Raw genomic sequence first — 11,129 nt, forward strand, 5'->3', positions numbered from 1 at the left:
CTTGGCTGAAAAGTGGATTCTAACGCTTGGCGGCGGTTTGTATGCCGGCACGCGCCATTGAAACAGGGTTGGCGTCGGCCAAGCCTTTATTATCGCAATCACAGCGATGCAGCTCGCCGCTGTCGACGTCAAGCAAGGTCATGGCGCCGCCCCAGACACAGCCGGTGTCGAGCGCAAACATGCCGGGTTCGGTGCATTTGCCCTCAAGCGCCGCCCAGTGACCGAAGATGATCTTCAGGCCTTTGGTCTTGCGGTCGCTATGACTGAACCAGGGGGCGTAGCCGGGCAGGGCGGTTTCTACGCCTTCCTTGCCTTTGAGGTCGAGCTTGCCGTCGCTGGTGCAGAAGCGCATGCGGGTGAAATAGTTGGTAATCACCCGTAGCCGCGTCACGCCGTGCAGGTCTTTGTCCCACTTGGTCGGTTCATTGCCGTACATGCCATCGAGGAAGGGTTCGAACAGGTTGTCGTCACGCAATGCGTCTTCGACTTCGCTGGCGTACTTGAGCGCTTTTTTCAGTGTCCACTGGGGCGGGATGCCGGCGTGAACCATGGCGATAGCGCGTTCGGCGTCGTAATGCATGAGCTTTTGCTGGCGCAGCCATTCAAGCAACTGGTCGCAATCAGGCGCTTCGAGCACTTCGCGCAGCGTGTCGTGTTTCTTCAGACGTTCGATATTGCGAGCGGTGGCGAGCAGATGCAGGTCATGGTTGCCCAGAACGCACACCAGAGAATCGCGAATGCCGTACAAGAAGCGCAGGGTTTCTAGCGACTGTGGGCCGCGATTGACCAGATCCCCCACCAGCCATAGCCGGTCTTTGCTCGGGTCGAAGGCGACATGTTCGAGCAGGCATTGCAGTGGTTCCAGGCAGCCTTGCAGATCGCCGACGGCATACACTGCCATCAGTGCAGGGCTCCGGGCACCGCCAGGCGGAAGGGGGCAATTACGGCGTCGAAGCGTTTGCCGTCTTCGGCAAGCATTTGATAGCTGCCCTGCATGTTGCCGACTTTCGTCGTCATGACCGTGCCGCTGCTATAGGTATGGCTTTGCCCGGCTTTGATCAGTGGTTGCTGACCAACCACACCATCGCCACGGACTTCCTCGACATGGCCATCACCATCGGTGATCACCCAATGCCGGGAGAGCAGTTTGGCCGGCAACTCGCCACTGTTGTGCACCGTGACGGTATACGCGAAAGCGAAACGGTTCTGCTCGGGTTGCGACTGTTCTACAAGAAAGCGAGTAACGACGCTGACGTCGACCTGATAACGGGGATCGGACATGCAATAGGCCTTAAAAGCAAACGCGGAAAAAGCCGGACAATACCGGTGAAATTCAGTCTAGGGCATTTGGGAGGAAAAAAACCAATACTGCAGGCTGTATGCCTGCATTGAACGGTCGTCTTCCTCAGGCATGCCCCGCCACTTTACTCGGCGCTGGGTTGTTCACTCAGTTTGTCCGCCAGACGGACGAAGGCAGCAAGGTCCAGTTGCTCGGGGCGAAGGCTGCCATCGACGCCAGCGGCAGTGATCTCGTCGCTGCTGAGCAAGGCTTTGAGCGTATTGCGCAGTGTCTTGCGGCGCTGGTTGAATGCTTCGCGCACGACGCGTTCAAGTAGGCGATGATCCTTGGCCGGGTGCGGCAGGGTTTCGTGTGGCACCAGGCGGACAATCGCCGAATCGACTTTGGGTGGCGGGTTGAACGCGCCTGGCCCGACGTTGAACAGGTGTTCGACGCGGCAATGGTACTGAACCATGATCGACAGGCGACCATAATCACCACCACCGGGGCCGGCGGCGAGACGCTGGACCACTTCCTTTTGCAGCATGAAGTGCATGTCGCGGATCAGGCTGGCGTTCTGCAGCAGATGGAAGATCAGCGGCGTGGAGATGTTGTAAGGCAGGTTGCCCACTACTCGCAGGCTGTTCGGTGGGGCGTTCAGGCTGGTGAAGTCGAACTTCAGCGCGTCGCCTTGATGCAGATTGAAATTGGGCTTGCTGCCGAATTGATGGATGAGGATCGGGATCAAGTCCTTGTCCAGCTCGACCACGTCCAGTTGCGCGTTGCTGTTGAGCAGACCCTCAGTCAGGGCGCCCTGGCCCGGGCCGATTTCCAGCAGGCGATCTTCCGGACGGGCACGAATAGCACGCAGGATTTTGTCGATCACGCCAGCGTCGTGCAGGAAGTTTTGCCCGAAGCGCTTGCGCGCCTTGTGTTGGAATTGCTCGGTCATTAATGAGTCTCGGCCATCTGGTAGGCGGTTTCCAGGGCGACCTTCAGGCTGCCGGTGTCGATTTTGCCGCTGCCCGCCAGATCCAGCGCGGTGCCATGATCGACTGACGTGCGGATGATCGGCAGGCCGAGGGTCACGTTGACTGCGGCGCCGAAACCTTTGTATTTCAGTACGGGCAGCCCCTGGTCGTGGTACATCGCCAGCACTGCATCGCAGTGCTCCAGATATTTGGGGGTAAACAGAGTGTCGGCAGGCAGCGGGCCACGTAAATCCAGGCCCTCACTGCGCAGGCGCTCCAGAGTAGGTTCGATGATGTCGATTTCTTCGTGGCCCAGATGCCCACTTTCTCCGGCGTGGGGGTTGAGCCCGCAGACCAGGATGCGTGGCTGGGCGATGCCGAACTTGTTGACCAGGTCGGCATGCAGGATCCGTGTGACGCGCTCCAGGCGCTCCGGCGTGATTGCATCGGCGACGTCACGCAGCGGCAGGTGAGTGGTCACCAGTGCCACGCGCAAGTCGCCTGTGGCGAGCATCATCACCACCTGTTCGGTGTGAGTCAGCTCGGCTAGAAATTCGGTGTGGCCTGAAAAAGCGATGCCGGATTCGTTGATCACACCCTTGTGCACCGGCGCGGTAATCATCCCTGCAAAGTCGCCATCGATACAACCCTGTCCGGCACGGGTCAAGGTCTGCAGCACAAAGGCGGCATTGGCCTTGTCCAGCTGGCCTGCGGTCACGGCGACTTGCAACGGCGTATCCCACACGTACAGGCTGCCAGCCGGGGCGGGCAGGTCTGGCCAGGTATCGGGCGTCACCAGTAGCAGATTGACGGCCACACCCAGCAGCGCGGCCCGCTCGAGGAGCAGGTCGCGGCTGGTAATGGCAATCAGAGGGTGCGGCTGAGGTTGTGAGGCGAGCAGCAGGCACAGGTCAGGACCTATACCGGCCGGCTCGCCGGGTGTCAGAGCGAAGCGCTGTGGTTTCACTTTACAACCTGGTCAGCCTGGTCGGGCTGTTGAGCGCCAGGGAGCTTGATTTCAACGTAGGCCTCGTCGCGGATCTGACGCAGCCAGGTTTGCAGCTCTTCATCGTATTTACGGTTACGCAGCGCGGTTTTGGCTTGCTCTTCGCGAGCGGCACCACTGCTGTCAGTCGCGCGGCGGCCAAGGACTTCCAGAACATGCCAGCCGTAAGGGCTTTTAAACGGTTTGGACAGCTCACCGGCGGAAGTATCAGCCATGACGGCGCGGAACTCTGGTACCAATTGGTTCGGATCAACCCAGTTCAGGTCGCCACCGTTGAGCGCCGAGCCAGGATCTTCGGAGTAGCTTTTCGCCAGTGCGCTAAAGTCTTCGCCGTTTTTGATGCGCTCATACAAGCGGTCGGCCAGACGATGCGTCTCGTCTTCGCTGCGGATTGCGTTTGGTTTGATCAGGATATGGCGTACATGCACTTCGTCTTTCATTTGCGCCTGGCCCTGACCTCCATGCTTCTCCACCAGCTTCAAAATAATGAAGCCGCCGGGAGTGCGTGTAGGCGGGGTTATATCGCCAAGTGCCATGGTGCTAAGCATGCTATCGAACGGCGGTGGCAATTGCGCGGCTTTACGCCAGCCCATATCGCCGCCATCCAGAGCGTTGTCACTTTTGGATTTGGCAATGGCCAACTGAGCGAAGTCAGCACCTTGCTTGAGCTGCTGGTAAATCTCCTGAGCCTGACGCGCCGCGGCCTGAATCGCCTCCGAAGAAGCGCTGTCGGGTGTGGCGATCAGAATGTTAGCCAGGTGATATTCCTCGGACATCTGCATCTTGCCCATGTCGGAGGCGAGGAAGTTCTTCACTTCCTGTTCCGTCACCTGAATACGTTCAGCAACCCGGCGCTGACGCACCCGGCTGATGATCATTTCCCGGCGGACCTGATCGCGAGCGTCGTTGTAGGACAAGCCGTCATGGGTCAGCGCGGCGCGGAATTGATCCACGCTCATGTTGTTGCGCTGAGCAATGGTGCCGATGGCCTGGTTCAGCTCTTCATCAGTGATACGAATGCCGGAGCGATCACCGATTTGCAGCTGCAGGTTCTCCACGATCAGGCGTTCCAGCACTTGCTGCTCCAACACGCTGGCAGGCGGCTGGCCCCCGCCACGCTTGGCGATGGTCTGCTGTACCTCTCTGACCCGTTGATCCAGTTGGCTTTGCATGATCACGTCGTTGTCGACGATGGCCACGACCTTGTCGAGGGACCGCACCTCAGCGTGCGCCGCGGTGCCCAGGAGTAACGCGCCCAACATGAGTGGGCGCAGGTAATTAGAAAGCTTTGTCTTCACGTTCTTGATAACCCTGAATGCCTTTGTCGAGGAAGCCTTCAACTTTGGAGCCAGTAACGCCACCAAGTCCCTTCAACACAATTTGTAAGAAAATGCCGTGGTCGCCTTTTTCGTTCTGAGGCGCTTGTTGGCTGAACTCGTCATAGCTGACCCAGTAACGGTTGATCAGACGCAGCTTCCAGCAGCAGTTGTCATATTCGAAGCCACCGAAGGCCTCGAGGGTGCGGTTGCGGTTGTAATCGTACTGCCAACGGCTGATCGCGCTCCACTGCGGCACGATTGGCCAGATGACCGAGAAGTCGTGTTGCTGGATTTTGTAGTAATCCTTCACGAAGCCCGGTGTGCCTGGTGTGCCGTAGTCGCCACCGCCAACGCTCCACTTACCGGTGGTCTGGTCATAACGGACCAGGTCATTACGGTAGCGGTAACCGAGGTTGATGATCTTGCCGGGTTCGTCTTCAGGCTGGTAGTGCATCATCGCGCTGCCAGAGCGGGTTTTGCGGCTGTCCGGATCCCAGTTGAAGTCGGACGACGCGCGCCAGTCGCGGTTGAAGCGGTATTCGTACTCCAGGGCGTAAGGCGAGACGCTCGCCTGAGCATCCTTGCGGGTGCTGAAGTCGATGCCTGGCAGTTGTACCTTGCGATCCTGGAAGTACACCGCCTGGCCGATGCTGAAGCGTTGGCGTTCAAAGCCGTTGTCTTCAATCCAGCGGTTGGTGATACCCAGCGACAGCTTGTTCTCGTCACCGATACGATCTGAGCCCACGAAACGGTTGTCGCGGAACAGAGAGGCATAGTTGAAGGTGGTTTCACTTGTGTCGAAAACAGGGATGTCGTTCTGATTTTTATACGGTACATAAAGATAGAACAGGCGCGGCTCCAGCGTCTGACGGTAGTCTTTGCCGAACCACTGGGTATTTCTGTCGAAGTACAGGCCGCTGTCGACGCTGAAGATCGGCACGGCACGATCTTGAGAGCTGTTGAACGTTCCGTTTAGAGCTTGAGTTGCGCTGTCTTCGGCCGCGATTTGTTGCTTGCCGAGGTTGTCCAGGTTCAGATCATATTGGGTGTAGACGTACTTGAGCTTCGGTGTGACGAACCCGTAGGTCGAGTTCATCGGCAAGCTCATCGATGGCGCAAGATTGAGGCGGTCACCGTTCGCACGAGCAAGGCCTGTGACGTTTGTATCGAGCCGCGGACTACTTAGACCATTCTCGTCGATAAAATCGCCGGTCTTCAAACTCCGGTCAAATCGTACGGCTTCGGTCTCGTAAGCGAAATTCAACCCGCCCGGATGATACGGCAACGCACCATTGAAGGTGATTTGCGGCAGACGGTTATACGGGGTGATATCCGCAACAGTCGCCAGCTTGTAAGCCTGCAGGTTCAATCGAGCGGTATAGGTATCGCCGCGCCATGACACAGAGCCTTGCTGATTGACGTAATCGCGGGCCTGGATACCAATCTGGTCGCTCTCCAGATCCTGGAAGTAGTACGGATCGCTGATGTCGGTGTAGTCGACCTGGGTCATCAGGCGCGAATCCAGGCCGCCCTTGTGCTGCCAGTTGATCATCCAGCGTGTGTCTTTGGCGTCCGTCTGCAGCTTGCGATCTTTGTCCTCATCGTTGAGGAACGCACCGCCGAATTGCCCTTCGCTTGATTGGGTCAGGTAGCGGACCTCACCTTCCATCAACAAGCCGCGTTTGCTCATGTAGCGCGGATACAGCGTGGCATCGTAGTTCGGTGCCAGGTTGAAGTAGTACGGGGTGACCAGCATCAGGCCGGTTTTGGTGCCGGTGCCGATGGTCGGTGGCAGGAAACCGGACTGACGACGGCTATCGATCGGGAAGTAAATGTACGGGGTGTAGAAGACCGGTATGTCTTTGACCCGCAACGTGACGTTGGTCCCGGTACCGAAACCGGTGGCCGGGTTCAGGGTGATGTTGTTGCCCTTGATTTCCCAGGCGTTGCTGCTCGGTTCGCAGGTGGTGTATGTGCCGTCCTTGAGTCGAATGATCGCATTCTCGGCACGCTTGGCGTACAGAGCGCTACCGCGAACATTGGACTTGTGCATCACGTATTCGGCGTTGTCGACCTGAGCTTCACCGGTATCGAGTTGCAGGTCGGCGTGGTCACCCACGATCAGGGCGCCGTTCTGGCGCAGACGGACATTGCCGTTGAGCTCGCCACGGTTTTCTGCCTGATGCAGGCTGGCTTCGTCAGCCTGGACCTGCATGCTGCCCTGACGCAATACAACGTCACCGGCCAGCGTTGCCACCTGTGCTTCCTGCTCGTAACGAGAGGCCTTGGCACCGACGAACATCGGCGCGTCGCTCATCTTCGTCGTGTCATTCATGCCCGGACGGATCGGCTCGACGTACGCTCCCGAGCAATAAGGGCCGGTTTCGGCCATTTGTGCAGGGGTGAGTTGCTCCCGGGGAACCCAGTCCAGGTGACTGTAGTCAGCACTACGCGACTTCAGGCCGCGGCCTTTGGCTTGGGTGACCAGCGTGGTGGTGGCGGCTTTTTCGCCGCCATTGGAGCCGCTGTCCGGAGCGCTTTGGCCGTTCGAACTGGCAGCATCCGTGTTATGCACGGGGCGCGGCGGCAGTTGGGCAGCGTTGGCTTTCGGCGCGCAATCCCAGGTGCCCGAAGCAGAGACTGAGCAGTCATACTGTTCCGCGGCAACCACGAACTGAGTGGCTAGAGGTTGCATCGCCAGCAAACTGCCGGTCACGAGCAACGGAAATTTTTTACGGAACGCGGGGGATTTCAATGCCATCTTATTAGTCCGGGCTTCCTGCGCGCCATCTGCCCGCGGGGGGGCCCGCACGCCTCTCGATGGGCTGAAAAAGATGTCGGATAATAAAGCATGACCCGCTTGACGGCTAGCGCCGTCGGAGACCCTTGCAATGCCAGATCAAGATGTACGCTTGCAACACCTGAAAGTTTGGCTCAATGAGCAATTACCAGAGCTGTTCGCGGCTCAAGGCTGGGGTGCCGTACCCCCGGCCACGTTGACCGCGGCCAGTAGTGATGCCAGTTTTCGGCGGTATTTTCGCTGGGAAGGCGCAGGTCGAAGTTTTATTGTCATGGATGCGCCTCCCCCCCAGGAAAACTGCAAACCCTTCGTGGATATCGCACATTTATTAAATAAATCAGGAATTAATGTTCCGAAAATTTATGCCGAAGACCTGACGCAAGGCTTTCTTCTGCTCAATGACCTGGGTCGTAAGACCTACCTCGACGTGATTGATGCCGAGAACGCCGACGCATTGTTCACCGACGCACTCGACGCGTTGCTGGCTTATCAGCAATTGCCGATGGACGCGCCGCTGCCCAGTTATGACGTAGCGCTGTTGCGTCGCGAGCTTGAACTCTTTCCTGAGTGGTATGTACGTCGTCACCTGGGTATCGAGATGGATCAAGCGCAACTGGCGATGTGGCAGCGGGTCAGCGATCTGTTGATCGACAGTGCGCTGGCGCAACCCAAAGTATTGGTGCATCGCGACTATATGCCCCGCAACCTGATGCACAGCGAGCCCAATCCTGGCGTGCTGGACTTTCAGGATGCGGTGTACGGGCCGGTGACTTACGACGTGACTTGCTTGTTCAAGGATGCATTCCTGAGCTGGCCCGAAGAACGCGTGCGCGGCTGGTTGTTCACCTATTGGCAGACGGCTGCCAAGCTAGGTATCCCGGTGCAGGCGGAGTTTGAAGATTTTTTGCGGGCCAGTGATTTGATGGGCGTGCAGCGGCATTTGAAAGTGATCGGTATTTTTGCGCGTATTTGCCACCGTGACGGCAAACCCCGCTACCTGGCCGATGTGCCACGTTTCTTCGCCTATATAGAAGCAGTATTGGCGCGGCGACCGGAGCTGGCTGAGCTGGGTGAGTTACTGGCAAGCCTGCGTCAACCTGTTGGAGCTGTTGTATGAAGATGACGGTATTGAGCGCATGAAGGTGATGATTCTCGCCGCAGGCAAAGGCGAGCGCCTGCGTCCGCTGACCTTGCACACGCCCAAGCCACTGGTGCGTGCCGGGGATGTGCCCTTGATCGAGTATCACCTGCGAGCGCTGCTCGCAGCGGGGTTTACGGAGGTGGTGATCAACCATGCCTGGCTGGGTCAGCAGATCGAGGATTATCTCGGGGATGGGCAACGCCTGGGCCTGAGCATCCGCTATTCCCCGGAAGGCGAGGCGCTGGAAACTGGTGGCGGGATATTCCGTGCGCTGCCGTTATTGGGTGACGAGCCGTTTCTGGTGGTCAACGGCGATATCTGGACCGATTACGACTTCGCGAACCTGCATCGGCCCATCTCCGGGCTGGCGCACCTGGTGTTGGTCGATAACCCCGTGCACCACCCGATTGGCGATTTTGCCCTGGTGGCTGGACGTGTGGTCGATGGCCAGGCGGGGGTTGTTCAGGTGCCGCGCCTGACCTATAGCGGCATGGCCATTCTGCATCCACGGCTGTTCGACGGCTGTGAGGCAGGCGCTTTCAAGCTGGCGCCGTTGTTGCGCGAGGCCATGGCGCAAGGGCAGGTTTCGGGCGAGCATTTCACCGGGCGCTGGGTTGATGTCGGCACCCACGAGCGCCTGGCAGAAGTCGAGCGGTTGCTTGCGGTGAGTCGCTAAATGCTTTGGCCAAGCACGCTGATTGGTGCCGGTGCCGGTTTTGCTATCGCCAGCATTCCGGGGGCGCTGCTGGGCGCGTTGCTCGGCCAGGCGCTGGACCGGCGTCTGGAGTTGCGCAGTTGGGCGCATCTGCGTGAACGTCTGGGTGGTCGCAGCGTTCCGCGTGATGATGAATTGCTGTTCATTTTGCTCGGCCGGTTGGCCAAGGCTGATGGGCGGGTGGTCGATGGGCACATCCAGCAGGCGCGCGTTGAAATGCGTCGCCTGGACCTGAGTGAGCCGTCCCAACAGCGGGCGATTCTGGCCTTCAATCGCGGCAAAAAGGGGCGCGAGGGGTTGCACGGGTACCTGCGTCGCCTGAAAACCCAGCCGCATGCGGCCGAAGGGCTGCTGCGGGCCTGTTGGCGCATGGCCTGGGCCGACGGCAAGGCCTCGCGAGCGGAGCGCGAGTTGATCGTGCTGTGGGGAAAATGGCTGGGCTGGTCGGCGTCGAAAGTTCAGGCATTGGCCAGTGACTACGATCCGCATAAAAAACCAATTGCCAGCAGTGCGGACATTTACCAGGACGCGCTGCGGTTGTTGGGCGTGGCGGCGAACGCAGAGCCCGCGCAGATCAAACGCGCCTATCGGCGTCTGCTCAGCCGCCATCATCCCGATAAAGTCGCGGGCACCGGCGCCAGCCTGATGCAGGTGCGAGAGGCGACCGAGAAAACTCGTGAATTGCATCAGGCTTATGCATTGATTCGAGAGCGGCGGGAATTTCGTTGATGCAAGCGGCGGTGGGTCAGATGGACCGCGTTGCATCGTTCGCAGGCAAGCCTGCTCCCACAGAAGATCGAGTACCCCTGTGGGAGCAGGCTTGCAACTACGCGTCCCGCTGCGAATAGCTTGACGCGGTCTGTCTGACACAAAATGATTTACTTCGCCTCAAGCCACCCACGAATCCGCCGGAACAATTGCTCCTGTTCAGCCGTGTTGTTTCCCGGTATCGCCGCCAGCGCAACCTGCGTGTAGCCCGTGCTTTTCGTGCGCTTGCTCGCTTGCAGGCGTTGCAGCGCGGCCTGACGGCCTTGCGCCAGGTCCTTATAGATAAAGTCAGCCGTTCTCACTTTAAGCATCGACGCCAGTTCATCCAGGCGCGGTTTGGCGTCGGACGGATCCTGCGCGGAGACCATGACCAGCTTCTGGATCAGGGGCGAAGGTCGCTCGCTCAAGAAACGGGCGGCCCAATAAGCGCCGCTGCCATGTCCGAGCAATACAATGCTGTGGGCTTTTTGCTGTTGCGCGTACGCGATGGCGCTTTCGATGCGGGCGAAGATGCGCTCGGCGTTGGCCTTGGCTTGTTCTTCGGCGGCCGCCGCCCGCGCCACGTTGTTCGCCGCATCGGCTTCGGCAGTGTTCTCTGGCTCGGCGTTTTTCGGCGCATCGGCGCCTTTGGCTACCTTGGCGAGAGCGGCGTCCTTGGCCGGTGCGGCGGGATCGGCGGCGGCCGCCTTTTCCTCGATGCGCGGCAAGCTGCCATCATTTGGCACATCCGGCAGGGTCAGACTCAAGCTGGCCCAGCCATCATCGGGGAACTTGCGCCTCAGCGGCCCTACCGTCTGCGGCCAATCCGCCGACTCGCCGGCACCGGGAATGATAATCACGGTGCCTTTGGGTTGATCGACGTTGGCCGGTTTCCACAATGCGAGGAAGCTGTCGCTGCCGGCTTGTAGCTGCTGTTGCTCCTGCTGCGGCAGCTGTCGTTGCAGGGCGATGGCGTCTTCCTGACTGCGTTCGAGCAACAACTGGCGTTCGACGGGGGCCGTTTCGGTGGTCGACTCTTTGCCCGGCGGCGGATCAGCGGCCATCACTGGCAAGGCGCAAGGTAGTATCAGCGACAGGCACAATGCAGGAAACGTTGCGCTAAAGGTGTAGGACATCGGATATTCCAGGCC

10 protein-coding genes are annotated in these 11,129 nt (G+C 59.2%); 3 read left to right on the forward strand and 7 right to left on the reverse strand.

The features are described from left to right. Positions 1-19 precede the first annotated feature (19 nt). The 6 genes from AC1MEE_RS28005 to AC1MEE_RS28030 all read right to left on the reverse strand — a co-directional run bounded on the left by AC1MEE_RS28005 (position 20) and on the right by AC1MEE_RS28030 (position 7,336). Positions 20-901, reverse strand: a complete 882-nt coding sequence (locus AC1MEE_RS28005) for a symmetrical bis(5'-nucleosyl)-tetraphosphatase (RefSeq protein ID WP_480412711.1) — start codon at positions 899-901, stop codon at positions 20-22. Continuing rightward, complete coding sequence (apaG, locus tag AC1MEE_RS28010) at positions 901-1,281, reverse strand: Co2+/Mg2+ efflux protein ApaG (RefSeq protein ID WP_480412712.1); 381 nt, start codon at positions 1,279-1,281, stop codon at positions 901-903. Before apaG ends, AC1MEE_RS28005 begins: the two co-directional genes overlap by 1 nt. A gap of 143 nt (positions 1,282-1,424) precedes the next feature. Beyond that, on the reverse strand, positions 1,425-2,231 hold the full coding sequence (gene rsmA / locus AC1MEE_RS28015) for a 16S rRNA (adenine(1518)-N(6)/adenine(1519)-N(6))-dimethyltransferase RsmA (RefSeq protein WP_480412713.1): 807 nt from the start codon (positions 2,229-2,231) through the stop codon (positions 1,425-1,427). Then, complete coding sequence (pdxA, locus tag AC1MEE_RS28020; RefSeq protein WP_480412714.1) at positions 2,231-3,217, reverse strand: 4-hydroxythreonine-4-phosphate dehydrogenase PdxA; 987 nt, start codon at positions 3,215-3,217, stop codon at positions 2,231-2,233. Before pdxA ends, rsmA begins: the two co-directional genes overlap by 1 nt. Continuing rightward, positions 3,214-4,554, reverse strand: coding sequence for a peptidylprolyl isomerase (locus AC1MEE_RS28025; protein ID WP_480412715.1), 1,341 nt, complete (start codon positions 4,552-4,554; stop codon positions 3,214-3,216). Before AC1MEE_RS28025 ends, pdxA begins: the two co-directional genes overlap by 4 nt. Beyond that, complete coding sequence (locus tag AC1MEE_RS28030) at positions 4,535-7,336, reverse strand: LPS-assembly protein LptD (protein ID WP_480412716.1); 2,802 nt, start codon at positions 7,334-7,336, stop codon at positions 4,535-4,537. Before AC1MEE_RS28030 ends, AC1MEE_RS28025 begins: the two co-directional genes overlap by 20 nt. Positions 7,337-7,466: 130 nt before the next feature. On the opposite strand from AC1MEE_RS28030, the gene AC1MEE_RS28035 reads away from it, so the two are divergent. From AC1MEE_RS28035 to AC1MEE_RS28045, 3 genes are read left to right on the forward strand one after another with little or no spacing between them, the layout of a single operon-like run. Continuing rightward, positions 7,467-8,492 (forward strand): aminoglycoside phosphotransferase family protein, encoded by a 1,026-nt coding sequence (locus AC1MEE_RS28035; protein ID WP_480412717.1) that lies wholly within the window; start codon positions 7,467-7,469, stop codon positions 8,490-8,492. A 19-nt stretch (positions 8,493-8,511) separates the two neighbouring features. Continuing rightward, entirely contained in the window at positions 8,512-9,192 is a 681-nt protein-coding gene (gene murU / locus AC1MEE_RS28040) for an N-acetylmuramate alpha-1-phosphate uridylyltransferase MurU (RefSeq protein WP_480416363.1), read from the forward strand. Next, positions 9,193-9,960, forward strand: coding sequence for a TerB family tellurite resistance protein (locus AC1MEE_RS28045; protein ID WP_480412718.1), 768 nt, complete (start codon positions 9,193-9,195; stop codon positions 9,958-9,960). Between the two features lie 149 nt (positions 9,961-10,109). Here the strand turns inward: AC1MEE_RS28045 and AC1MEE_RS28050 are convergent, their stop codons facing one another. Then, on the reverse strand, positions 10,110-11,114 hold the full coding sequence (locus AC1MEE_RS28050; protein ID WP_480412719.1) for an alpha/beta hydrolase family protein: 1,005 nt from the start codon (positions 11,112-11,114) through the stop codon (positions 10,110-10,112). Positions 11,115-11,129: the final 15 nt, after the last annotated feature.

Source organism: Pseudomonas sp. ASL3 (assembly GCF_056680425.1).

Excerpts from the sequence above, each read along its gene's own strand:
- AC1MEE_RS28005 (WP_480412711.1), bottom strand. The coding sequence starts at position 901 with ATGGCAGTGTATGCCGTCGGCGATCTGCAAGGCTGCCTGGAACCACTG.
- apaG (WP_480412712.1), bottom strand. The coding sequence starts at position 1,281 with ATGTCCGATCCCCGTTATCAGGTCGACGTCAGCGTCGTTACTCGCTTT.
- rsmA (WP_480412713.1), bottom strand. The coding sequence starts at position 2,231 with ATGACCGAGCAATTCCAACACAAGGCGCGCAAGCGCTTCGGGCAAAAC.
- AC1MEE_RS28030 (WP_480412716.1), bottom strand. The coding sequence starts at position 7,336 with ATGGCATTGAAATCCCCCGCGTTCCGTAAAAAATTTCCGTTGCTCGTG.
- AC1MEE_RS28035 (WP_480412717.1), top strand. The coding sequence starts at position 7,467 with ATGCCAGATCAAGATGTACGCTTGCAACACCTGAAAGTTTGGCTCAAT.
- murU (WP_480416363.1), top strand. The coding sequence starts at position 8,512 with ATGAAGGTGATGATTCTCGCCGCAGGCAAAGGCGAGCGCCTGCGTCCG.
- AC1MEE_RS28045 (WP_480412718.1), top strand. The coding sequence starts at position 9,193 with ATGCTTTGGCCAAGCACGCTGATTGGTGCCGGTGCCGGTTTTGCTATC.
- AC1MEE_RS28050 (WP_480412719.1), bottom strand. The coding sequence starts at position 11,114 with ATGTCCTACACCTTTAGCGCAACGTTTCCTGCATTGTGCCTGTCGCTG.